Annotated in this window: 21 protein-coding genes; 16 read left to right on the top strand and 5 right to left on the bottom strand. The window is 71.3% G+C overall.

Annotated features, from left to right (window positions below; all coding sequences use genetic code 11):
* The first annotated feature begins 126 nt into the window (after positions 1-126).
* From BLV01_RS02470 to thpR, 6 genes are all read left to right on the top strand, one after another.
* Entirely contained in the window at positions 127-1,689 is a 1,563-nt protein-coding gene (locus tag BLV01_RS02470; RefSeq protein ID WP_091793717.1) for a protein adenylyltransferase SelO, read from the top strand.
* A gap of 466 nt (positions 1,690-2,155) precedes the next feature.
* Positions 2,156-2,668 carry a hypothetical protein gene (locus BLV01_RS02465; RefSeq protein WP_139178401.1) on the top strand — a complete coding sequence of 171 codons (513 nt, stop codon included), beginning with the start codon at positions 2,156-2,158 and terminating at the stop codon, positions 2,666-2,668.
* A gap of 81 nt (positions 2,669-2,749) precedes the next feature.
* The gene (locus BLV01_RS02460; RefSeq protein ID WP_091793714.1) at positions 2,750-4,639 is read left to right on the top strand and encodes an ATP-binding cassette domain-containing protein; all 1,890 of its coding nucleotides are present in this window, start codon (positions 2,750-2,752) and stop codon (positions 4,637-4,639) included.
* A 368-nt stretch (positions 4,640-5,007) separates the two neighbouring features.
* Positions 5,008-5,763: a helix-turn-helix domain-containing protein gene (locus BLV01_RS02455; RefSeq protein ID WP_091793712.1), complete on the top strand. Its 756-nt coding sequence runs from the start codon at positions 5,008-5,010 to the stop codon at positions 5,761-5,763.
* Positions 5,764-5,803: 40 nt separating this feature from the next.
* Positions 5,804-6,973 (top strand): hypothetical protein, encoded by a 1,170-nt coding sequence (locus tag BLV01_RS02450; protein WP_139178399.1) that lies wholly within the window; start codon positions 5,804-5,806, stop codon positions 6,971-6,973.
* Positions 6,974-7,010: 37 nt separating this feature from the next.
* Positions 7,011-7,604 carry an RNA 2',3'-cyclic phosphodiesterase gene (thpR, locus tag BLV01_RS02445; RefSeq protein WP_091793708.1) on the top strand — a complete coding sequence of 198 codons (594 nt, stop codon included), beginning with the start codon at positions 7,011-7,013 and terminating at the stop codon, positions 7,602-7,604.
* Between the two features lie 16 nt (positions 7,605-7,620).
* On the opposite strand, the gene BLV01_RS02440 is transcribed toward thpR, so the two are convergent.
* The 3 genes from BLV01_RS02440 to BLV01_RS02430 form a co-directional block, all read right to left on the bottom strand.
* Entirely contained in the window at positions 7,621-8,511 is an 891-nt protein-coding gene (locus BLV01_RS02440) for an endonuclease/exonuclease/phosphatase family protein (protein ID WP_091793706.1), read from the bottom strand.
* Complete coding sequence (locus BLV01_RS02435; RefSeq protein WP_091793704.1) at positions 8,508-8,921, bottom strand: hypothetical protein; 414 nt, start codon at positions 8,919-8,921, stop codon at positions 8,508-8,510. Before BLV01_RS02435 ends, BLV01_RS02440 begins: the two co-directional genes overlap by 4 nt.
* 202 nt (positions 8,922-9,123) lie before the next feature.
* The gene (locus tag BLV01_RS02430) at positions 9,124-10,920 is read right to left on the bottom strand and encodes a M14 family metallopeptidase (RefSeq protein ID WP_091793702.1); all 1,797 of its coding nucleotides are present in this window, start codon (positions 10,918-10,920) and stop codon (positions 9,124-9,126) included.
* Between the two features lie 263 nt (positions 10,921-11,183).
* Here BLV01_RS02430 and BLV01_RS02425 point away from each other — a divergent pair, with 263 nt between their 5' ends.
* The 4 genes from BLV01_RS02425 (at position 11,184) to BLV01_RS02410 (ending at position 15,096) form a co-directional block, all read left to right on the top strand.
* Entirely contained in the window at positions 11,184-11,810 is a 627-nt protein-coding gene (locus BLV01_RS02425; protein WP_091793700.1) for a glutathione S-transferase family protein, read from the top strand.
* A 92-nt stretch (positions 11,811-11,902) separates the two neighbouring features.
* The gene (locus tag BLV01_RS02420; protein ID WP_254782482.1) at positions 11,903-12,604 is read left to right on the top strand and encodes a hypothetical protein; all 702 of its coding nucleotides are present in this window, start codon (positions 11,903-11,905) and stop codon (positions 12,602-12,604) included.
* A gap of 196 nt (positions 12,605-12,800) precedes the next feature.
* Positions 12,801-14,423, top strand: a complete 1,623-nt coding sequence (locus tag BLV01_RS02415; RefSeq protein ID WP_091793698.1) for a POT-type proton-dependent oligopeptide transporter — start codon at positions 12,801-12,803, stop codon at positions 14,421-14,423.
* Positions 14,424-14,478: 55 nt separating this feature from the next.
* Positions 14,479-15,096 carry a rhomboid family intramembrane serine protease gene (locus BLV01_RS02410; RefSeq protein ID WP_091793696.1) on the top strand — a complete coding sequence of 206 codons (618 nt, stop codon included), beginning with the start codon at positions 14,479-14,481 and terminating at the stop codon, positions 15,094-15,096.
* Between the two features lie 223 nt (positions 15,097-15,319).
* Here the strand turns inward: BLV01_RS02410 and BLV01_RS02405 are convergent, their stop codons facing one another.
* Positions 15,320-15,511, bottom strand: coding sequence for a hypothetical protein (locus BLV01_RS02405; protein ID WP_091793695.1), 192 nt, complete (start codon positions 15,509-15,511; stop codon positions 15,320-15,322).
* Between the two features lie 285 nt (positions 15,512-15,796).
* Between BLV01_RS02405 and BLV01_RS26035 the strand changes: the two genes are divergently transcribed.
* From BLV01_RS26035 to cfa, 5 genes are all read left to right on the top strand, one after another.
* On the top strand, positions 15,797-17,467 hold the full coding sequence (locus BLV01_RS26035; protein ID WP_175485742.1) for a hypothetical protein: 1,671 nt from the start codon (positions 15,797-15,799) through the stop codon (positions 17,465-17,467).
* A 143-nt stretch (positions 17,468-17,610) separates the two neighbouring features.
* Positions 17,611-17,886, top strand: a complete 276-nt coding sequence (locus tag BLV01_RS02390; RefSeq protein WP_091793691.1) for a GNAT family N-acetyltransferase — start codon at positions 17,611-17,613, stop codon at positions 17,884-17,886.
* A gap of 325 nt (positions 17,887-18,211) precedes the next feature.
* On the top strand, positions 18,212-18,925 hold the full coding sequence (locus tag BLV01_RS02385; protein WP_091793689.1) for a pseudouridine synthase: 714 nt from the start codon (positions 18,212-18,214) through the stop codon (positions 18,923-18,925).
* A 132-nt stretch (positions 18,926-19,057) separates the two neighbouring features.
* Positions 19,058-19,897: a DUF3298 and DUF4163 domain-containing protein gene (locus BLV01_RS02380; protein WP_091793687.1), complete on the top strand. Its 840-nt coding sequence runs from the start codon at positions 19,058-19,060 to the stop codon at positions 19,895-19,897.
* Between the two features lie 408 nt (positions 19,898-20,305).
* Positions 20,306-21,451 (top strand): cyclopropane fatty acyl phospholipid synthase, encoded by a 1,146-nt coding sequence (gene cfa, locus BLV01_RS02375; protein ID WP_091793685.1) that lies wholly within the window; start codon positions 20,306-20,308, stop codon positions 21,449-21,451.
* 196 nt (positions 21,452-21,647) lie between these two features.
* On the opposite strand, the gene BLV01_RS02370 is transcribed toward cfa, so the two are convergent.
* Complete coding sequence (locus BLV01_RS02370) at positions 21,648-23,090, bottom strand: amino acid permease (protein ID WP_091793684.1); 1,443 nt, start codon at positions 23,088-23,090, stop codon at positions 21,648-21,650.
* A gap of 216 nt (positions 23,091-23,306) precedes the next feature.
* Here BLV01_RS02370 and BLV01_RS02365 point away from each other — a divergent pair, with 216 nt between their 5' ends.
* Positions 23,307-23,612, top strand: coding sequence for a hypothetical protein (locus tag BLV01_RS02365; protein WP_091793682.1), 306 nt, complete (start codon positions 23,307-23,309; stop codon positions 23,610-23,612).
* Positions 23,613-23,642: the final 30 nt, after the last annotated feature.

Here is a 23,642-nt window from a genome sequence, read left to right as displayed (position 1 = left end):
GAAGTCCCTGGATTCCCGCATTCGCGGGAATGACGGCTGGGGCAGGCGCGGCGAAACCCGTCCGCCGCTTGGATTCGCCACCGTCGGCACCCATCTCCCCTGCATCTCCGACCGTTCCCGCCGCCCATGCACGCACTGCGCTTCGACAACGCCTTCGTCCGCGACCTGCCGGGCGACCCGGACACCGGGCCGGGCGTGCGCCAGGTCCACGGCGCGCTGTATTCGCGGGTCGATCCGACCCCGGTGGCGGCGCCGGCGCTGTTGGCGCATTCGGCCGAAATGGCCGCGGCGCTGGGTTTCAGCGAGGCCGAGGTCGCCAGCGCCGAGTTCGCCCGGGCGTTCGCCGGCAACGCGCTGTTGCCGGGCATGCAGCCGTACGCGGCCAACTACGGCGGCCACCAGTTCGGCGCCTGGGCCGGCCAGCTCGGCGACGGCCGCGCGATCTCGCTGGGCGAAGCGCTCGCCGACGACGGCCGGCGCTGGGAACTGCAGCTCAAGGGCGCCGGCCCCACGCCGTACTCGCGCAGCGCCGACGGCCGCGCGGTATTGCGTTCCTCGATCCGCGAATTCCTGTGCAGCGAGGCCATGCACCACCTCGGCGTGCCGACCACGCGCGCGCTGAGCCTGGTCGGCACCGGCGAGGACGTGGTCCGCGACATGTTCTACGACGGCCGCCCGCAAGCCGAGCCCGGCGCGATCGTGTGCCGCGCCGCGCCGTCGTTCCTGCGCTTCGGCAATTTCGAACTGCCGGCCTCGCGCGGCGATACCGCGCTGCTGAAGACCCTGGTCGACTTCTGCATCCGCCGCGATTTCCCGCACCTGGGCGAACCCGGCGAGCGCGCTTACGGCGAATGGTTCGGTGAGGTGGCGCAGCGCACCGCGACGCTGATGGCGCACTGGATGCGGGTCGGCTTCGTGCACGGGGTGATGAACACCGACAACCTGTCGATCCTCGGCCTGACCATCGATTACGGCCCGTACGGCTGGGTCGACGACTACGATCCCGATTGGACCCCGAACACCACCGACGCCGGCCGCCGCCGCTACCGCTACGGCCAGCAGCCGCAGGTGGCGTACTGGAACCTGAGCCGGCTGGCCGGCGCGCTGTCGCCGCTGATCGCGACCGAGGTCTTGCAGGACGGCTTGCGGCGTTACGTCGAGGCCTACAACGCAGCCGAACGCGATGCCATCGCCGGCAAGCTCGGCCTGCGCGATTGCGGCGACGAGGACGTGGCGCTGATGCAGGAACTGCGCGGCTGGCTGCAAGCCAACGAGGTCGACATGACGATCTTCTTCCGCGCCTTGGCGCAGGTGGATGTGGGCGGTGACGCCGCGGATACCGGCGTGTTCGCGGACGCCTTCTACGATCCGGCCAAGGCCGGCGAGGGCGCGCCGGCGTTGCGCGCGTGGCTGGCGCGTTACGCGCAGCGCGCGCGCGCCGACGCGTGGCCGGCGCACGAGCGGGTGGCGCGCATGAACGCCGCCAATCCGCGTTACGTGCTGCGCAATTACCTGGCCCAGCAGGCGATCGACCGCGCCGAGCAAGGCGACCCGGGCGGGGTCGCCGAATTGCTCGAGGTGATGCGCCGGCCGTATGAGGACCAGCCCGGACGCGAGGCGTTCGCGGCGCGGCGGCCGCAGTGGGCGCGCGAGAAGGCGGGGTGTTCGATGTTGTCGTGCAGTTCGTAAGCGCGCGGCGGCGATCGGCGCAGTGCGCCGGCCGGCGGCGATCGGCGGGGCGACGACCAGGACCAGGACCAGGACCAAGACCGGGGAAGCAGGTTCGAGGCGGGTGAGTCGGCGTGGTTGCGGCTTGCGTCGCCGCTGCAGGACGAGGCCGGCCCGGGCGGGGCCGGGCCGGGGGTCAGGCGGGTCCGAAGCCCTTGGTCGTTTTCTTCTCGTTCTTCTCGGCGCGCTTTTCCTTCATGGTCTTGGCCGGTTTCTTCTTGGTTTCTTTCTTTCGGTCCATGCCCTTGCTCATGACGTTGTCCTGGTTGGCTGGCGCGGCGGCGGATGCCGGGCGCCTGCGCCGAGTATGCGCCCGCGCGGGCAGGCGTGTCAGAGGGCCGCGCTCGCCAGGGGAGCGGGCGCATGCCAGGCTGCGGGCTCGGCAAGCCGATAGCCGCCGATAAACCCGACAAACCCGGCCGGACCCATGCTGAAAAGCAGAATCGTCGATTTCCCTTCGTTGCCCGCCCGGATCGAGAAACTCAGGGCTGCGCGCGAGGTGCCTTGTTTCGATATCGATTTGCCGGCGATAAGCAATCGGTCCGCGCATCGCGATTGTTTCGTGTGCGGCTTGCCCCTGCTCGACGGCGATGGGCCGTCGGCCGATGCGGCCGCGATTTGTTTCGGTTGTTCGGCCACGTATGTGACAGTCGGCGATTACCGGCGACCGCTCGCGCAGTTCAGGCTGCGGGTGGAAGCGTCCAATCGGCACGCGGCGCTGCTCGCGGCCGAAATCGGCGCCCGCCGGGCCGTCGACGGGGCGATGTTGGCGGGCTTGGTCAAAGCGCTGCCGTTGAGCGAGGTGGAGTTCTACCTCGGCCGGCCGGCGCGCTTGGGCGGGTTCGATCACGGCCTGGAGTCGGGCCGTTGGCGGCTGGGCGGGGCCGAATTCGAGCTGTGGTTCGAGCATCGGGTCTGCATCGGGGTGGACCCGATTTGAGAGCCTGCCGGCCGGCTGCGTAGCGGGCCGGCCGCTCAACCCATACAGCGCCGGAGCGGCGGCGCCTGATACCATGGGCGGATGCCTTTGATCACCGTACAGAACGCCGACTACAGCGTCGGCGGCCCGCTGCTGCTCGAAAACGTCGAATTGGCCATCGAGCCGGGCGAACGCATCGCCCTGATCGGCCGCAACGGCGCGGGCAAGTCCACGCTCATGAAACTGCTGGCCGGCGAGCTGACGCCCGACGACGGCGAAATCCGCCGCGAGGGCGGCGTGCGCGTCGCCCGGCTCGAGCAGGAAGTCCCCGCCGGCGCCACCGGCACCGTGTTCGACGTGGTCGCCGACGGCCTCGGCGAACTCGGCCACTGGCTGGCCGAGTTCCACCACCTCAGCCACGCCGAGCACTACGACGCCGACGCGGTGGCCAAGGTCCAGACCAAGATCGAGGACGCCCAGGGCTGGGGCCTGGACCAGCGCGTCGAAGAGACCCTGACCCGGCTCGGCCTGGACGGCGAAGCGGCGTTTTCCGGCCTGTCCGGCGGGATGAAGCGGCGCGTGCTGCTGGCGCGCGCGCTGGTCTCCGCGCCGGATCTGCTGCTGCTGGACGAACCGACCAACCATCTCGACATCGAAGCCATCGACTGGCTCGAACAGTTCCTCAAGTCCTGGAGCGGCGCGCTGCTGTTCGTCACCCACGACCGCCGCTTCCTGCGCGCGCTGGCCACCCGCATCGTCGAGATCGACCGCGGCCGGGTCACCAGCTGGCCCGGCGACTGGGACAACTACCTGCGCCGGCGCGAAGAGCGGCTCAACGCCGAGGCGCAGGAGAACGCGCGCTTCGACAAGCTGCTGGCGCAGGAAGAGGTGTGGATCCGCCAGGGCATCAAGGCCCGCCGCACCCGCGACGAAGGCCGCGTGCGCCGGCTCAAGGCCATGCGCACCGAGCGCGCCCAGCGCCGCGACGGCGTCGGCAACGTGCGCATGGAGTTCGCCCAGTCCGAGCAGTCCGGGCGCAAGGTGCTCGAAACCAAGGACGTGGACTTCGACTACGGCGGCCAGCCGATGCTGCGCGGCTTTTCCGGCACCGTGTTCCGCGGCGACCGCATCGGCCTGATCGGCCCCAACGGCAGCGGCAAGACCACGCTGCTGAAGGTGCTGCTCGGCGACCTGGCGCCGAAGGCCGGCGAAGTGCGTCTGGGCAGCAATCTGCAGATCGCCTATTTCGACCAGTACCGCGCGACCCTGCGCGAGGACTGGAACGCGATCGAGAACGTCGCCGAAGGCCGCGAGTACGTCGAAGTCGGCGGCAAGAGCAAGCACATCATCGGCTACCTGCAGGATTTCCTGTTCACCCCCGAGCGCGCGCGCGCGCCGATCACCCGCCTGTCCGGCGGCGAGCGCAACCGCCTGCTGCTGGCCAAGCTGTTCGCCCAGCCGTCCAACCTGCTGGTGATGGACGAACCGACCAACGACCTGGACGTGGAAACCCTGGAGCTGCTGGAAGAACTGCTCGGCGACTATCCGGGGACCTTGCTGCTGGTCAGCCACGACCGCGACTTCCTCGACAACGTGGTGACCTCCACGCTGGTGATGGAGGGCGCGGGCGCGGTCGGCGAATACGTCGGCGGCTACAGCGACTGGCTGCGCCAGCGGCCGGCCGCGGCCGCGCCGGCCAGAGCCACCGCCGCGGCGATGGCCCGGCCCGCGGTCGCCGCCGCCGTCGCGCCGGCGCCCGAACCCGCCGCGGCCAAGCGCAAGCTCAGCTACAAGGACGCGCGCGAGCTGGAGCAACTGCCGGCGCGGATCGAATCGCTGGAAACCCGCGTGTCCGGCCTGACCGCGCAGATGAACGACCCGGCCTTCTACCAGCGCGACGCCGCTGCGATGGCCGCGCACAACGCCGAACTGGCCAAGGCCCAGGCCGAGCTCGACCACGCCTACTCGCGCTGGGCCGAACTGGAAGGCTGAGCCGGGGCAGGGCTCGATGGGCGGGGCTGCGGCCCCGCCGGCTGTTGTGGGAGGGGCTTCAGCCCCGACGCCTTCCGCTCCGCCGCGACACCGCGCCGGACGCAACGCCGCCCGGTACCGACCGTCGCACAAGAACCCGGCGCTGGTTGGGGGCGCTCGCGCGCCCGGCGCGCTCCATTGCGCAACCAAGACCCCGCATCCCCCAACTTCCGGCCATTGCGCCGCCCCCGCCGCAAGCCCGTAATCGCCGCATCGACGCCGCTCACCGGCGCAGGAGCCCCGATGCGCGCCGTCCGCCACGCCCCCGCTGCGTCACATCCCGCGCCCGAGGCCCGCATTCGCCCGCTCGCCGCCGCATCGCAACCCGCATGACCGCCGCCTACCGCACCCGCCACGAACGCAACGCCACCCTGGCCACGCATCGCCATCGCGAGCCCTACGCCGCGCTGGTGCTCGACGGCGACTACACCGAAGCCAGCCTCGACGGCCCGCTGCCGTGCGCGCCGGGGACGCTGGTCCTGCATCCGGCCTTCCACGCCCACGGCGACCGCTTCGGTCGCAGTGGCGCCAGCGCGATCAACCTGGAGCTGAGCCAGTCGGCCACGCCCGGCGTGGCCGCCGATCCGGCCTTCGCCGCGCGCGCCTGGCGCGTGCACGACCTGGCGGAAGCGCGCGAGGTGTTCGAACGCGCGCCGCAGCGCCTGGCCGACCTGCTGGCCTGCGCGCAACCGCTGCAGGCGGCGGCGTTGCCGGACTGGCAGGGCGAACTGCTGCGGCGCATGGCCGAGGACGAGCGCGAGATCGGCGAACTGGCGCGCGAGCTCGGCGTCTGCGCCGAACACGCCAGCCGCGCGCTCGGCCGCAGCTTCGGCATGTCGCCGCGCGCGCTGCGGCGCGAGGCGCGTTGGCGCCGGGCGCTGCGCCTGCTGGCCGCGCCGATGCCGCTGGCCGAGGTCGCCGCGGCGGCCGGTTTCGCCGACCAGAGCCACCTGCACAAGGTCGTGGTCGCGCACGCCGGCTGCACGCCGCTGCAACTGCGGCGGCAGGTGCTGGGGCCGGTCGAGTGCCGGATCGGAACCAAGATCAAGTGCGTACAAGACCCCGACGCCGCCCGCGCCGCTTAATGGCCCCGACACGCGCGCCGCGCGACCCCGGAGCCCTGCCATGAGACACCGTTCCCCGTTGTTGTTCCTGTTGCCGGCGGCCGCGCTGCCGGTGTTGATCGCCTGGGCGATCGGCGCCACCGCCGCGCCGCCGGCGGCCGCGCCCACCAGCGGCGCGCAGGCCGCCAGCGCGGTCAGCCAGGCGCTGGGCGCGGCGCTGCGCGCCGACGTGCCGGCGGCGCTGGCCGCGCTCAAGGACGCGCCGGCCGCGCAGTTCCAGGGCCAGGACGCGGACTTCCGCCAATGCATGCTCGAGCGCCACGAGCGCAAGGCGCCGCCGCCGGCGGCGAACGCGCCGCACGATGCGTTCGCCGCGAAAGTGCTGGGCATCTACCAGCGCTACTGGTGGCATGCGGTGCGCGAACCGCAGCGGCGCGGCGAACTGGAGCGCACGCTCAAGGCCGAACTGGCCGCGGCCGTCGGCGAACCGGCGCCGGGCGAGGGCGAGGACGCGTTCGAAGCGCTCTACGCCAAGCTCGACGCGCGCCTGCGCGAGCGCGGCCTGCACCCGCTGCAGGGCCGCACGCCGCCGCTGTACGACCTGTTCCTGTGGGGCGGGCAGGAGCAGCGCGACTACACGGTCGAACTGCCCGGCGGCGTCGCCCAGCCGGTCAAGGTGTTCGTGATGGACGGCTGGATCAGCCGCGGCTGGAGCCATTACACCGCCTGCGGCAAGACCGGCGCGGCCGGCTGGGTCAAGCCCGAGGGCCTGTACGCGGTGCGCGAGTCCTACGGCGACCTGCAGGGCGAGGACTTCAAGGTCAGCTTCCTCGGCCACGAGGCCCAGCATTTCGCCGACCTCGCGCGCTGGCCGAAGCTGCCGCCGTGGCGGCTGGAGTACCGCGCCAAGCTGGTCGAGCTGGCCCAGGCCGACAGCAGCCGCGGCAAGTTGCTCGACCGGTTCTACCGCGCCCAGGACGACGACCTCGACCACCCGCATCCCTACGCCAACAAGCGCGTGCTGACCGACGCCGCCAAGGCGCTGGGACTGGGCGCCGACGCCGACTTGCGCCAGGCCGATCCGGCCGCGGTGCGCCGGGTCGCCGCCGAGGCCTTGCTGGCCGATACGCGCAAGCTCGAAAGCGAGCCGGCGGGGACGTATGCCGAGCCGGCCAAGAGCAACGCCCCGCCTGCGCAAAAGCCGCAAGCCAAGCCTGCGGGCAAGCCCTGAGCGGCGGCGCGGCGCGGGCAAGGGTTAGACTTGCGCGATGCACCAGTCGTCCCTGTTCGGCGATCCCGCGCCGCGCCAACCCGCCGAATTGCACCGCCTGTTCTTCGCCCTGTGGCCCGACGCCGGCACGCGCGCGCAGATCCGCGAACGCGCGCTGGCGTTGGAGGCGGCGCAGCGGCCAGGCGGGCGCCTGATCGGCGCCCATCGCTATCATCTGACCCTGCAATTCCTCGGCGATTTCGCCGAACTGCCGCAAGCGCTGGCGCAGCGCGCCGGCGCCGCGGCCGCGGCGGTGCGGGCCGACGCCTTCGACTTCGCCCTGGACCGCGCCGGCAGCTTCGCCAACCGCGACATTCCGTGGTGGCTGGGCAGCGCCGAGCCGAATCCGGCGTTGGCGGCGCTGTGGGACCGCCTCGGCGTGGCCCTGGCCAGGCAGGGCGTCAAGGTCGTCGCCAGCCATCGCGCGCACGCGCCGCACGTCACCATCGTGCGCGAAGCCGGGCACGGGCTGAGCCCGCCGCTGGCGATCGAGCCGCTGGCGTGGCGGATCGACCGCTTCGTGCTGCTGCACAGCGTGCTGGGCAAGCGCAACGAGTATTCGCTGCTGGGCGAGTGGCCGCTGCAGGGCTGAGCCGCGCGCGGCCGCCTCAGCGGCGCGCCGGCGCTGGCTCCTCGGCCGGCGGCAACGGCTGCAGGCGCACGAACAAGCCGAAGTGATCCGACGGCCACACGCCGTCGCGGCTTTGGTCGAGCACGATCCGCGCTTCCTTCACCGCGAAGCCGCGGCGGTCGTAGAACACGTGGTCGATGCGCTGCGCCGGCAGGTAGGCCGGGTTGAGCGTGCTGGCGCGCGCCGGATCGCCGGCGAGGCCGGGATGGGCGGTGGCGAAAGCGTCGGCGTAGCGCGCGCGCAGCGCGGCCAGTTCCGGCGCGTCGGCCTCGGTGTTGAAGTCGCCGGCGATCACGGTGCGCGTGCCGCGCGCGCTGGCGTCGACGAACGCCAGCAGGCTGGCGACCTGGCGCGCGCGGATCGCGCCGCCGCCGCGTTCGTTGTGCAGGTGGGTGGCGTAGAAGTCCGTGTCCGCCTTGTCGGCGCGCACGTGCGCGGCGCTGCGGTAGTCGTCCAGCGGTTCGAGCCTGCGTTGCTGCACCTCGGCGCCGGCGCCGGCGCCGGCGATCAGGATCGCGTTGCCGTAGCGCCGCGGCGCGTCGGGCGGATCGACCGAGACGAAGCCGACCCGATAGCCCAGCGCCTCGCCCAGGTCCTGCGCCTGGTTGCGCAGGCCCGGCCGTTGCAGCACTTCCTGCAGCGCGATCAGGTCCGGTTTCAGCCGCGCGACTTCGGCCAGGATCAGCGCGCGCCGGCGCGGCCAGTCGCCCTTGTCGTGCCACAGGTTGAGGGTCAGCACGCGCACTTCGCCGGCCTGGGCATCGCGCGCCGGCGCGGCGGCGTGCTGCGGCGCCGCGCACGCGGCCAGCGCGCACAGCGCGGCGGCGAGCGCTGCGCCGGCGCCGCGGCGCCAGCGTGCGCCGTTCATGGCGCCGACTCGGCGCAGCCGCGGTACTGCCGGTCGCCGACCTGCAGCTCCACGCTGGCGATATAGTCGCGGTCGCTCATGCCGTCGCTGCATTGCTCGCGCCGGTAGGCCAGCGACACCCACACGCCGTCGGCGGTATAGCCGGTGTAGCCGGAGACATCCTCCAGCGGGGTGGCGTCGCGCACCACCAGCTTGCGCTCGCCGTAATCCAGATCCAGCCGGATCGTCGGGGTTTTGCCCGGCCCGACTTCGACCGACCAACCCGGCTCGGTGCCGACCGCGCGCAACACCGGGCCGGCCGGCGCCGCGACGGCCGCGGGCTTGGCCTGTTGCGCGCTGGGGGCGGGCGCGGGTGCGGAACAGGCCGCGAGCCAGAGCGCAGCGAGCGGGAGGAAGGCGAGACGGCGCATGCGGCGTTTCCTGAAGCGAGCGACGCGTCGAGGATAACGCCAAGCCCTTGCAGCCGCCCGCACCGGGACGGTTTTCCCCCTGTAGGCGCGGCGCAAGCCGCGACTGCGACAACGCAACTGCGATGCAAGCTCCGGCATGGCTGCGTTGTCGCAGTCGCGGCTCGCGCCGCGCCTACGGGAAGATCGCGCCGCTACGCCGCGATCAGCGCGGCACCGTCTGCGTGCGCAGCACCGGATACAGGTTGTAGCGCTCGTCCCACGCGGTATGCCGGCGGTAGAAGAAGTCCAGCCGCGCCTGCGGGCTCTTGGCGAAGACGGGATCGTCGCGCAGCTTGGCTTCGAACTCGGCCTTGACCTGCGGGTCCTTGAGCATTTCGCGCGCCACGTCCTCGGCCACGTAATCCTCCATGTATTCCTTGCGCTCGAAGGCGTTGTTGAACTCGCCCCAGGCGGCCAGCGAATCCGGCGCCTGTGGCTCCAGCAGGGCCATCGCCAGGCGCGACTTGGCCTGGGCGATCGGCACGAACAGCGCGCCGGCGATCAGGTCCTGGGTCTCGCGCTTCCACTGCCCGCTCAACGTATTGCGCTGGTGGCCTTCGCTGGACTGCGGCGACAGTTCGGCCTTGTCGGCGCGGAAGGCTTCGACCTGGGCGCCGCTCAGCGCCGCATCCAGGCGCCGGTACTCGATGCCGTGCTGGTCGAGCTTGGCCGCCACCCACGCCGCCTGCGCGGCCGGCACCAGATAGCCGCCGCGCGGCGCCGGCACCTGCCGGCCGGGCTGGATGTCGTACTTCAGCGGCACGTTCCACACCTGCGGCTTGGTCTCGTCGTAGCGCGTCATCAGCGCGCCGGACACGTCCGACGGCGTGCGCGTGTATTCATAGCCGCGGAAGGCGACGGTGCGGCTCTTGTCGCCGACCTTGTAGTCCAGCGCCACGTCCTGCCCGCCGAGCCGGCTGGCGCGGCCGTCGGCGGCCAGCGCTTCGCCGCGCCACTGCGCGCCGTTCGCGGCGACCAGCTCGAGCAGGTCGACGATGGCGTTGCGGGTGATCCGCACCCGGGTCGGGTAGTCCTTCCACGAATGGGTTTCCACCAGCATCGCCAGGCGGTTGCGCAGGTAGAAATAGCCGTGCGAGAAGCGCGGCGGCGGCACCCCGTCCTCGAAGCCGGAGGCCGGGTTGTCGGATTCGACGAACGAGGGGTAATACGGCAGAGGCAGCGAGCCCTGCTTGGCGAGCTTGGCGATGGTGCCGTCGCGCAGCGCGGCGCCGGCCTTGCGCAGGGCTTCGTCGCCGGCGTGCACCGGCTCGACCTGGATCGATACGTCGTGCTCGAACTTGGCGCCGTCGGTGACGTGCAGGTCGACGTAGGCCAGCGGGTCCCAGCGCTGGACCAGCTTGAGCATGGCCTGCATTTCCGGTGCGTCGGCTTTCAGGTAATCGCGGTTGAGGTTGTAGTTCTGCGCGGTCACGCGCCAGCCCATTTCCTCCGGACCGCGCTGGTTGGGGCGGTTCCAGGCGCCGAAGCGCTCGTGGCCGTCGATGTTGAACACCGGCACGAACAGCAGCACCTGCCTGGCCAGCGCGCCCTTGGCCGCTTCGCCGTCGAGCGCCTGGCGCAGGGCCAGGAAGCCGGCGTCCTTGCCGTCGATCTCACCGGCGTGGATGCCGCCCTGGATCAGCAGCACCGGCAGATTCTTGGCCTGCGCCTGTTCGGGCGCGAACGCGCCGCTGCGGGTGACCACCAGCACCTTCATCGGCCGGCCTTCCGGCGTGGTGCCGAAGTCCTCGCAGCGCACCGCGTCGGGATAGCGCTCGGCGAAGCGCGCGCACAGTTCGATCACTTCCTCGTAGCGGCCGGTCTTGAGGAAGCCGCTGCGCTCGGACACGGTGGTTAGCGGCGGCTGCGCGGCCAGCGCCGGCGCGGCGAAACCGCTGGCCAGGCACAGGGCGGCGAGGGCGGAGGGCAGGCAGGCGCGGAACTCGGGTTGGCGGGTCATTGCGTATTCCGGAAGAAAGCGCGGCGTGGGCCGCTGACGCGGCGGCGCGATGTCGGGTGGGAGGCGCTCGCGGCGAGCGCCGGCTGAATGTGCGGCCGGCTAAATGTAAGGGATCGCGCCGGCCTGCGCCTGTGCGCGAAACGGCCTGCTGTCGAGAGATGACAGCAGTCATGCCGCGCGGCCCGCGCGCGCGGCCGGCATCGCCTAGACTCCGCATCCTGCGCACGCCGCATCCCGCGCGTGCGCCGCCGCCAGGAGCCGCCATGTACACGCTGTACTACTCGCCCGGAACCGCCAGCTTCGTCGTCCACTGGTTGCTGATCGAACTGGACCTGGCGCACGAGCTGCGCACGGTCGACATGGACGGGCGCGAACACAAGGGCGCCGGCTACCTCGCGCTGAACCCCAACGGCGTGGTGCCGACCCTGCTGGTCGACGGCCAGCCGCGCTACGAGGCCGCGGCGTTGGCGATGCTGCTGGCCGACCGCCACGGCGACGGCGCGTTCGCGCCGGCGCCCGCGGACCCGCAGCGCGCCGAGTACCTGCAGTGGATGTTCAACCTCACCGCCACCGTGCAGGCGCCGCTGCGGCTGTGGTGGTATCCGGGCGACCTGCAGTGCGACGACGACGCGGTGCGCCGCGGCGCCCAGGCCCGCTTCGAGGCCGCCTGCGAACGCCTGGACGCACACTTGCGCGAGCGCGGGCCGTACCTGCTCGGCGAGCGCTTGAGCGCGGCCGACTTCTACCTGACCATGCTGATGCGCTGGAGCCGCAACCTGCCGCGGCCGGCGCACGACTGGCCGCACCTGGGCGCGCTGGCGCGGCGGATGAAGGCGCGGCCGAGCTTCGCCGAGCTGTACCGGCGCGAAGGCCTGGAAGAGTGGGCCTGAGCCCGATCCAAGACCCCCGCAAGGAGCGCGACTGCAGGGCTCGTCCCGGTGTCCCGTTTCGCCGCCGCGCCGCATGGTGCGCGGCGCTGGCGTTGAGTTCGGCCGCTGCCGCGGCGATGGCGGCAGCGGCGCCGGCCGCGCCTGCTGTCGCGGCTGCGCCGGCCGCCCCCGCCAAGGCCGCCGCGCTGCCCGCCGCGGTCGCCGGCGTCTCCGCGGCCGAGTGGACGGTGCGCTGGTGGCGTTGGGCGAACAACGCCTTCCCCGGCGGCCTGGCGCCGTACCGCGACCGCGACGGCCGGCTGTGCGCGACGGGCCAGGACGAAGACGGCCCGGTCTGGTTCCTGGCCGGCACCGACGGCAGTTTTACCGCCCAGCGCCGCTGCCGGGTCCCGGCCGGCGCGCACTTGCTGGTCCCGGTCATCAACATGTATTTCCACGCGCCCACCGCCGGCCCCAATGCGATGGACTGCGCCGAGGTCAAGCGGGCGGCGGCGGTCAACAACGACTACCTGGCCAGCGCGGTGGTGCTGCTCGACGGCAAGCCGCTGGCGCGGCCGCTGCGGCTGGCCTCGCGCTGTTTCGATCCGCAGGCCGCGCGCGCGCACGCCGGCCCGGACCGCGGCGGCCGCTACCGCGCCGCCGCCGACGGCTACTGGCTGCTGCTGCCGCCGCTGGCGCCGGGGCCGCACCGGCTCAGCGTCGGCGCCAATTACGGCAATCCGTACGATTCCGAGTACGGCCGCATGCAGCAGAACTTCGAGTACCAGCTGCAGGTCGGCGACCCGGCGATCTGAACGGTCGTTCGGCCGCGCGCCGGCCGGGCGCGCGCAGCCGCGGGGCAGGGCCCGGCGCCCGCCGGCGCGGCCCTGGCGACTGCGCCGGCCAAGCCGGCGGCGCGGACGATGGGGTAGTCTGTGGCGCTGGACCGCCCGGCGCATGCGCCGGGCCCCGCGAAGGACGCGCGATTCGACCGACGACCAGGACCGCCGCATGACCCAAGCCGCCACCGCCCCCGCCGATTCGCAGGGCAAGATGCCCCGCCAGATCGCCTTCATCATCGGCAACGAGGCGGCCGAGCGCTTCAGCTTCTACGGCATGCGCAACATCCTGACCGCGTTCCTGGTCGGGACCCTGCTGATGGCCTCCACCGGCGACCTCGCCGAGCGCGAGCGCATGGCCAAGGACGTGTTCCACACGTTCATGATCGGCACCTACTTCTTCCCGCTGCTCGGCGGCTGGCTGGCCGACCGCTACTTCGGCAAGTACAACACCGTCATCTGGTTCTCGCTGGTCTACTGCGCCGGCCACGCCTGCCTGGCGCTGTTCGAACACAACCAGACCGGCTTCTACACCGGCCTGTTCCTGATCGCCTTCGGCGCCGGCGGCATCAAACCGCTGGTGGTGTCGTTCTGCGGCGACCAGTTCGACCAGAGCAACAAGCACAAGGCCAAGCTGGTGTTCGACGCGTTCTACTGGACGATCAACTTCGGCTCGCTGTTCGCGTCCCTGCTGATGCCGATCTTCCTGCGCGAATACGGCCCCTCGGTGGCGTTCGGCATCCCCGGCGCGCTGATGTTCCTGGCCACCTTCATCTTCTGGCTCGGCCGCAAGCGCTACGTGATGGTGCCGCCGACCCGCAACGCGCCGGACCCGGATTCGTTCTTCAACGTCGCCCGCACCGCGTTGCGCGCCAAGGCGCCGGGGCAGGGCAACCCGGGCGTGGCGGTGGCCGCGGTCGGCGTGGCCCTGGCCGCCGGCGCGCTGGCGCTGATCCCGAGCCTGGGCTTCGTCAAGAGCGCGTGCATGGCGCTGGGCCTACTGATCGGCTTCGGCGGCTACGGCATCTCGCTGCAGCTCGAACGCGCGCGCGGCATCCACCCCGACGCGGCCGTGGACGGCGTGCGCGCGGTGCTGCGGATCCTGATCGTGTTCGCCTTCGTCACCCCGTTCTGGTCGCTGTTCGACCAGAAGGCCTCGACTTGGGTGCTGCAGGGCCAGCGCATGGTGGTGCCGACCGAGCTGTGGTGGTGGCCGAGCTGGCTGATCTCCGGCGAGGGCGGGGCCAAGGCCGCGGCCTCGCAGATGCAGGCGATCAACCCGCTGCTGGTGATGCTGCTGATCCCGTTCAACAACCTGGTCCTGTACCCGGCGCTGCGCCGGATCGGGATCAACCCCACGCCGCTGCGGCGGATGGGCTTCGGCATCGCGGTCTCGGGCCTGTCGTGGATCGTCGCGGCGGTGCTGCAGTTGTATATGGACGCCGGCCACCCCATGTCGCTGGCATGGCAGATCCTTCCCTACATCCTGCTGACCTTCGGCGAAGTGCTGGTCTCGGCGACCGCGCTGGAGTTCGCCTACAGCCAGTCGCCGCAGTCGATGAAGGGCGTGATCATGGCGCTGTGGTACCTCACCAGCACCTTCGGCAACCTGTGGGTGATGCTGACCAACGCCGCGGTGCGCAACGAGGCGGTGACCTCGCACATCGCCGCCACCGGCCTGAGCGAGAACGCGTTCCTGATGTTCTTCTTCGCCGGCTTCGCGTTCGTGGCGGCGGCGGCCTTCGGCCTGTACGCGCGGCGCTACCCGATGCAGGACCACTACCGCACCGCCTAGCGGCCATGGTTGAACGTCTTCCCGAGCCTTTCCGATCCGCGAGCCCGACCCGACCATGATCACTTTCGTCCTGATCGCCGTGACCGTGCTGGTGTCGTGGCAAGCGTTCGAGAAGCGCCGCCTGTACGAGCGGCTGGTGCTGTGGCCGCCGGGGGTCGAGCGCTTTCGCCAGTACGACCGGCTGCTGACCCACGGCTTCGTGCATGCCGACTGGATGCACCTGCTGTTCAACATGATCACCCTGTACTTCTTCGGCCGCGCGGTCGAAGGGGTGTTCTCGCAGCTGGTCGGGCCGGGGATGTTCGCGCTGTTCTACCTCTCGGCGATCGTGGTCGCGATCCTGCCGAGCTACCTGCGCCATCGCAAGGACGCCGGCTACGTCAGCCTGGGCGCGTCCGGCGCGGTGTCGGCGGTGCTGTTCGCGTTCGTGCTGGTGGACCCGTGGAACTGGATCATCGTGTTCGTGATACCGGTACCGGCGGTGGTCTACGCCATCGCCTACGTCGGTTATTCGTACTGGATGGACAAGCGCGGCGGCGACAACATCAACCACAACGCGCATCTCTCCGGGGCGATCTACGGCCTGTTGTTCATGCTGCTGATGAAGCCGGCGCTGTTCTGGTTCTTCCTGGAGCGCCTGGCCAGCCCGCGCGGGCCGGGGTTCATGGGCTGAGGCCGCACGCCGGCGGATCGATGCGCTTGGGTGGCAGGGGCTTCGGCCCCGGCGCTGTTCGCTCAAGTCGCAGCGGTCCGGCACGAAAGCATCGGCGCTGAAGCCCCTCCCGCAAAGGCGGGGCGATGGCGGCGCCAAAAACAACGGGCCCGAAGGCCTCCCGCAGCGGCGGGACGGACTTCGGGCCCGAGTTTTTTGCGTCGCGTCGCGGCGCGGCGAGGGCTCACGCCGCCAGCGGGTTCTCCAGTTCCAGCTCGCCTTCGCCGTAGGCCGCGGCCAGCCCGGCCTGGATCTGCGCGTCGAGGTCGCGCAGCTCGGCATCGTCGCCTTCGCCGTTGCGGGCGAGGTCGAACAGGCGGGTGATGACGGCGTTGCTGTGCGCGTCGTCGCTGTAGCGGTCGATCTGGCGAGCCATTGGAATTCCCCTTCGTCGTAACTGTGGACTTACGCACAGTTCCACGCAGGTTCCATGCCAGGGTTTTCCCCAGCTTGTATGACCGAAAAGTGACGCGAAGCGTCAACACAAGCCGGCCACGATCAGTCGCCTGACGCAGCGCGGCGCAGTCTCACTTCCGCTCACCCGCCATGAAGGTGGCGCGTGCTAACACGGACGCGTGTTGCCAACAGCACAAGGCTGATGTGGTCACGGGGGCAGCCGCTATCATTCGCGCATTCGCAAACACTCGACGAGGAGTCAAGCATGGCGAGCAAGAAGGCGGGCAAGTCCGCAAGCAAGACGGCCCAGTCGGCGCGCACCCGCGCCGCGGGCAAGAAGACCGCGACCCAGCGCGCGGCCAAGGCCGCCAAGGGCGCGGTCAAGAAAGCGAAGAAGGCCGTGGCTAAGCCGGCGCCGGCGAAGAAAGCGACGAAGAAGACCGCGGCGGCGAAGCCCGTCAGGCAGGTCGCGGCGAAGAAGGCTGCGAAGAAGGCGTCCGCCGCCAAGACCGCGAAGAAGACGACGAAGGTTTCCGCGGCCAAGGCTGCTAAGAAGACGACGAAGGTTTCCGCGGCCAAGGTTGCGAAGAAGACGACGAAGGTTTCCGCGGCCAAGACAGCTAAGAAGACGACGAAGGTTTCCACGGTCAAGGTCGCGAAGAAGGCGGCCGGCAAGAAGGCCGCGAGCAATAAGGCGGTGGCCGGGAAGGTCGTGAAGAAGACGTCCAAGCCGGCTGCCAAGAAGCCGCTGGCGAAGAAGGCCGCGACCAAGAAGGTCGTGGCCCGCACGCCGGTCGCAAAGAAGTCCGCCGGCAAGGTCGCGGCGGCGAAGAAGCCGGTCGCGAAGAAGGTTGCGGCCGCGAAGGCGTCGAGCACGCCGGTCGTGGCCAGGCAGGCCGCGGTCGAGAAGGCTGCGACGAAGCAGCCGGCAGCGGCGCCGAAGAAGGCCGTGCGTGCGGCGCCGGTCGCCGCGGCGCCGGCGAAGCGGCCGCCTGCGGCCGCTGCGGCGAGCAAGCCGGCGCCCCAGCGGTCGCCGGCCAAGCCTGCGGTCGCGACGCCCGCAGCCGCGACGCCCGTAGCGAGCAAGCCGGCCGTAGTCAAGCCGGCCGCCACGAAGCCGGCCGCCACGAAGCCTGCGATTGCCAAGCCTGCGGCTGCCGCGGCCAAGCCCGCGTCCGCTCCGGCTTCTGCATCGGCCAAGCCAGCCCAGCCCGCAGCGTCGAACGCCGACGCCGCGAGCGCGCCCAAGCCGGCCGCCAAGCCCGCGCGAACGAAGCCGGTGCCGGCCGCGCTGACGCAGGACGAGCCGCAGCGTAGCGGCGAACTGTTCGCCGAAGCCGCGGCCACGCCGCCCGCGCCCAAGGCCGAGCGCAAGCCCAAGGCCAAGCCGGCGCCGAAGCCGGCCGCCGAAGCGCCGTCCTCGGTCCCGGCCGGTTCGCTGGTCGCGGCCGGCGCCGCTTCGCAGGGCGCCGCGCCCGCGTTGCAATCCGAGCCGCAACAGCCGGCCGAGCCTGCGGCCGCGCCGAGCGCGGTGGCTCAAGGTGCGGCGGAAACCGCGCTGGAATCGCAAGCCGCAGCGGACCGCGATGCGGCCCAGGCCGAGGCCGAGGCGACGGTTGCCGGCGCGCAACCGCACGGCGACGCGACGGCCGAATCCGACGAGTCCAACGCCGAGCCGACTGCGCACATCACCCCCGAACAGGCGCTGGAAAACACCCGCCGCCTGCTCCAGGCCAAGCAGGAGGCCGCGCGCGAGCCGCAGCCGTGGCAGCAGCTCGACCAGGGCCACGGCCAGGTGCCCGCGCCGGGCCCGCAGTCCGAGAGCGCCGCGCACAAGGCCGGCGAACTGCACGCGGCCGAGAGCCGGATGGACGCGATCCAGGGCGCGATCGGCAGCCAGGACCGCCATAACCAGGGCAAGCGCGACAACCGCTGAGCCCCGCCGCCGGCGTCGCCGCACCGGCGACGCCGGATTTCGTCGGTATCGGATCGCTTCGATGCCGGCCGCGGCGCGCCCAGGCGGCGCGCCGCGGCGGCGGCGGCGCGATCCGCCGCCCCCGACCCGCACAGGACCCGACCATGCCAGTCCCCGTGAACCACGACCCCGCGCAGCAGCGCTTCACCGCCGTCGTCGACGGCGTGGAGGCGGTACTGGACTACCAGCTGCGCGGCGACCAGCTCGTCATCGCCCACACCGGCGTGCCCGACGCCATCGGCGGCCGCGGCATCGCCAGCGACCTGGTCCGGGCCGCGTTCGACTACGCGCGCCAGGCCGGCTACAAGGTGCGCCCGGCGTGCTCCTACGCCGCGGCCTGGGCCGAGCGGCATCCGGAGTATTCGCAGCTGCTGGCCTGAGTCGGCCGCGCATCCGGCCTGAGCCGGCCGCGCATCGAGGCTGAACCCCCGCAAGCCCGCTTGGGCGCTGCGGTTGTGGGAGGGGCTTCGGCCCCGACGCTTTCCGCTCGGATTCTGGCGACCCGGCACAAAAGCGTCGGGGCTGAAGCCCTCCCACAAGAGCCGTCCTCCTGCGGCGGCTCGGAAGCCGCCGGGCCGTGAGAAGGCCCGAACCTGAGCCATCCGCGCCCCATCGGCGCCGCCGCACTCGCCTTCGCCGCGCGACTGTGCCAGCCTACGCGCCCCCCACGCCTTCCGCAGGCCGGTTTTCCGGCATGCTTCGCCCATGCGCCTGAACAAACACATCAGCGACACCGGTTTCTGCTCCCGCCGCGAGGCCGACCGCCTCATCGCCGAGGGCCGGGTCACCGTCAACGGCGTGCGCGGCCGGGTCGGCAGCGAAGTGGGCGAGGGCGACGAGGTCCGCATCGACGGCGACGTCCTGCGCGTGCGCGTCGCCGCGAAGGGCAAGCGCCAGCACGTCTACATCGCGCTCAACAAGCCGGTCGGCGTGGTTTGCACCACCGAGTCCGGGGTCAAGGACAACATCGTCGACTTCGTCGGCCACGAGCGCCGGATCTTCCCGATCGGCCGCCTCGACAAGGATTCCGAAGGCCTGATCCTGCTGACCAGCAACGGCGACATCGTCAACGAGATCCTGCGCGCCGAGAACAAGCTGGAAAAGGAATACCTGGTCGCGGTCAACCACGAGGTCACCGCGGAATTCCTGCGCGGCATGGGCCGCGGCGTGCCGATCCACGGCCAGACCACGCTGCCGTGCAAGACCGGCAAGCTCGGCCGCTTCGGTTTCCGCATCGTGCTGGTGCAGGGCCTCAACCGGCAGATCCGGCTGATGGCCGCGCACTTCGGTTTCCGGGTCAAGCAGCTACTGCGCGCGCGCATCGGCAACGTCAAGCTGGGCCGGCTCAAGCCGGGCCAATGGCGCAATCTCACCGACGCCGAGCTGCAAGGGCTGTTGCCGCAACGCACGCAGTGGTGAACGCCGGGCAAACGCGCGCGCGGCCGCGCGCCGCAGCCGGCGGCTCCAACGCCGCGGCCTAGATGCCGGCATCACGCCTTGGGCGATAATGTCGCGCGAAACTCCCATGGACGCCCCGAAAAGGATCGCTGCATGAAGCGCGTCACCGCCGCCGTCTGCCTGTTGGCCCTGGCCCTGGCGGCCTGCAAGAAGGAAGCCGACACGCCCGCGACCAGCCAGTCGACCGCGCCGGCGCCGACCGCGGCGTTGCCGCCGCCGGTGGCCGACGCCGCCGATGCGCCGGTCGAGCTCAAGGAAGTGGTCGAGACCACGCCCGGCTACGTGGTCGGCATCACCTACACCACCCAGGCGGCCAAGTACCCGGGCCTGGCGCGCGAGCTCAAGCGTTACGCCGACGGCGCCCGCGCCGAGCTGATCGACGCCGCCAACGGCCGCACCGCCAAGGACAATCCCTCGCCGTACGAGCTGTCGCTGACCTTCGACGACGTGGTCGACACGCCCGAGCTGGTCGCGGTCTCCGCCGACGGCAGCAGCTACACCGGCGGCGCCCACGCCGCGCCGCTGATCGCGCGCTTCGTCTGGCTGCCGCGGCAGAACAAGTTGCTGACCGCGCCGGAACTGATCCCGGACAAGGCCGGCTGGGCCGCGGTCTCGCAGTACGTGCGCGAGCAGCTGCACTCGGCGCTGTCGCAGCGCATCGACGCCGACGACCTGGCCCCGGCGGTGCGCGCCGAGCAGATCGAGACCGGCGGCCGCATGATCGACGACGGCACCGGCGCCGATCCGGCCAACTTCGCCATGTTCGAACCGGTGCGCGGCGCCGACGGCAAGCTCAGCGCGCTCAAGTTCGTGTTCGCGCCCTACGAGGTCGGCCCGTACTCGGACGGCACCCAGACGGTGGAAGTGCCGGCTTCGGTGCTGCTGCCGCATCTGGCCCCGGCCTATCGCGGCTTGTTCCTCGGCGGCGTCTGAGCCGCTGAGGACCGCCTTCGGCCCGAGCCCGTCCTGAGGTGCGCAACGGCCTTCAGGCCCAGGTTTTGCCGAACTGCGGGAGGGCCTTGAGGCCCGACGCCTTCCGCTGCGATAGCAGCGATCTGGAACGAAAGCGTCGGGCCTGAAGGCCCTCGCACCGTTCAGCGAAGCCCCGTACCGGAAGAGCCCCTCACAACCGCCGCAACGCAGCGTTCGTTGCTGGCGACAGGATCGGCATCGCGCGCCGGCGCGGCTTTGCTATCGTCGATCCGCCGTGCGACGCACGCGCGCCGGGCGGGTCGCCGTCCTGGAACGAGCGGGGCGGGCCGATGTCGCCTCATCCCGTCGGCGCAGCACCCGCAGGTCGAGCACCCACCGGGCGTCCCCCGCCCCGAGCACGAGGTCGCCATGTCGCTTGTGTCGTTGCACAAACGGGTCGAAGCACTGTTGCGACAGGCCGACGTGCGCATCGGCGGCGACCGGCCCTGGGACCTGCAGGTCGAGGACGAGTCGTTCTATTCGCGGGTGATCGCGCAGGGCTCGCTCGGCCTGGGCGAGACCTACATGGACGGCGCCTGGCAGGCGCAGTCGCTCGACGGCCTGCTCGAACGGCTGATGCGCGCGCACATCGACGAACAGGTGCACGGCTGGGCGGCGATCCTCGACGGCCTGCGCGCGCACCTGATCAACCTGCAGAGCCACCGCCGCAGCTTCACCGTCGGCGAGCGCCACTACGACCTGGGCAACGACCTGTACCGCGCGATGCTCGGCCAGCGGCTGGTCTACAGCTGCGGTTACTGGCGCGACCGCGACGGCCGCGCGCTGCACGACCTGGATGCGGCCCAGGAGGCCAAGCTGGACCTGGTCTGCCGCAAGCTGCGGCTCAAGCCCGGCATGCGCGTGCTCGACATCGGCTGCGGCTGGGGCGAGGCGCTGAAGTTCGCCGCCGAGCGCTACGGCGTCGCCGGCGTCGGCGTCACCGTCTCGCACGAGCAGGCCGAGTTCGCGCGCGAACTGTGCCGCGGGCTGCCGGTCGAGATCCGCCTGCAGGACTACCGCGAGCTGGACCAGCGCTTCGACCGGATCTTCTCGCTGGGCATGTTCGAGCACGTCGGGGTCAGGAACTACGCCGGCTACTTCGACGTCGCCCGGCGCTGCCTGGACCCCGCCAGCGACGACGGCGGGCTGTTCCTGCTGCACAGCATCGGCGGCAACAAGTCGGTGAGCCACACCGACCCGTGGATCGCCAAGTACATCTTCCCCAACTCGATGCTGCCCTCGGCGCGGCAGATCGCCGAACACGCCGAAGACCGCTTCGTGATCGAGGACTGGCATAACTTCGGCGCCGACTACGACCGGACCCTGCAGGCCTGGCGCGACAACGTCGAGGCCGCCTGGGCGCGGCTGGACGCGCGTTACGACGAACGCTTCCGGCGGATGTGGCGGTTCTACCTGGCCGCGTCGATGGCGACCTTCCGCACCCGGCATGCGCAGCTGTGGCAGCTGGTGCTGTCGCCGAACGGGGTGCCCGGGGGGTACGTCGCGCCGCGATGAGCGGGCGAGCGCGCCGCGACGGGGCGCGGCGCGAATAAGGCAGGTGGCGTCGTGGTTGCGGATTCGCGGTCGCGGCTCGCGCCGCTCCTACAGGGCGCCATCGCGACAACGCGACCTACCTGTAGGAGCGGCGCGAGCCGCGACCGCGCCAACTCGAACGCCGGCGCAACCTCTCGATGCGCCGGCGCCGTTGCGATTACCCCTGCGTTTCCTGCGCCAGCTTGCTGTGGCGGATGCCGTAGCAGAAATACACCAGCAGCCCCAGCGACACCCAGATCAGGAAGATCAGCCAGGTGATCGCCGCCAGCTCGGCCAGCAGCCAGATCGAGAAGGCGATGCCGACGATCGGGATCAGCGGCACCAGCGGGGTGCGGAAGCTGCGCTCCAGGTCCGGCTTGCGCACCCGCAGCACCCACACCGACGCGCAGATGATGATGAAGGCCGAGAGCACGCCGATGTTGACCAGCTTGGCGACCTCGCCGATCGGCAGGAAGCCGGCGACCAGGGCGGTGAACACGCCCAGGGCGACGGTCGGGCGGTGCGGGGTGCCGTACTTGGGATGGATCTTGGCGAACCAGCCCGGCAGCAGGCCGTCGCGCGACAGCGAGAACCAGATGCGCGCCGCGCCGAGCATGAAGGCGAACAGCACGCTGGCGATGCCGATCACGGCCGAGAACGCGATCGCCTTGGCGATCCACGGCAGGCCCAGCGCGGCGAAGGCGTCGGACACCGGCGCGTCGCCGCCGAGGGTGGAGTAGTGGGCGATGCCGGTCAGCACCAGCGACACCGCCAGGTACAGCACCATCGACACGCCCAGCGACAGCAGCACCGCGCGCGGCAGGTCGCGCTGCGGGTTCTTGGATTCCTCGGCCGCGGTGGTCAGGGTGTCGTAGCCGAACACCGCGAAGAACACCACCGCCGCGGCGGTGCCCACGCCCTTCCAGCCGAAGTGGCCGACGCCGTCTTCGCCGACGATGCGCTCGGGAATGAAGGGCACCCAGTTGGCGGTGTTGATGTAGAACACGCCCACGCCGATCACCAGCACCACCGCCAGCACCTTGATCGCCACGATCAGGGTATTGAAGCGCGCGCCCCATTCGGTGCGGAACACCAGCAGCGCCGAGACGGCCAGGGTGACCGCGGCGGCGATGAGGTTGAACACCCGGCCCTCGCCGGTGCCGTAGGCGCCCTGCGCCCACACCGGCAGGTGGATGCCGGCGCCTTCCAACAGCACCTGCACGTAGCCGGACCAGCCGATCGCGACCACCGCCACGATCAACGCGTACTCCAGCAGCAGGTCCCAGCCGATCAGCCACGCCGCCAGCTCGCCCAGGGTGGCGTAGCTGTAGGTGTAGGCGCTGCCGGTGACCGGGATCATGCCGGCGAACTCGGCGTAGCACAGCGCCGCGGCGGCGCTGGCGATGCCGGCGATCAGGAACGCCAGGGCGACCGCCGGGCCGGCGTTGGTGGCGGCCTCGTGGCCGGCGAGCACGAACACGCCGACGCCGATGATGCCGCCGATGCCGATGGCGGTGAGCTGCCAGAGCCCGAGCACGCGGCGGAAGTCCGAGCGCTTGCCCGCCTCCGCCTGCAGTTGTTCCACCGACTTGTGCCGCAGGATCTTGGCGACCAGGCTCATCGAGCGCTCCGATACGAATGACCGCCGAATCATAGCGGCTGGGCGGGCCGGCGGCGGACGCCGGCGCATGGTCGGCCGGCGCGATAGCGTGCGGGCGGAGCTCACAACGCGGCAGGCGGGACGTTATCTAAACTGAGGCGTCCGCCCCGGGCGGCGCCGGCTCCGTCCGCCGCCGCTACGCGGCCGCCCCGACCTTGCGCCGCCAGGAGTGCCCGCATGCCGTACGAGTACCAGAACCACGTCGACCCCAAGAAGATCCAGAAGCTCGCCGACCCCGAACAGGCCCAGGCGGTGTTGCAGACCATCTCGACCCTGGCCGGGATGACCGAGCCGGTCGACGGCGACCAGGTCAACCAGTGGCTGGGGCTGCTCGCCCGCTCGCCGATCGTTGCGCAGAAGGTCAAGAGCAGCCACGACATGATCGAGATCTACCCGGGCGGCAAGCGCGAGCCGGATCGGATCTTCATGACCGTGGACGACGGCAAGGTGACCATCGTCGCGGTCGGCACGGCCAGCCACTGAGGTTGCAGGGGCGTCGGCGCGGGGCGGCGG

The sequence above is a fragment of the Lysobacter sp. yr284 genome (genome assembly GCF_900107375.1).
Lineage (GTDB): Bacteria > Pseudomonadota > Gammaproteobacteria > Xanthomonadales > Xanthomonadaceae > Lysobacter.
The sequence above is the reverse complement of the archived record's forward strand: the minus strand, read 5'-3'. Positions and strand labels throughout refer to the sequence as shown.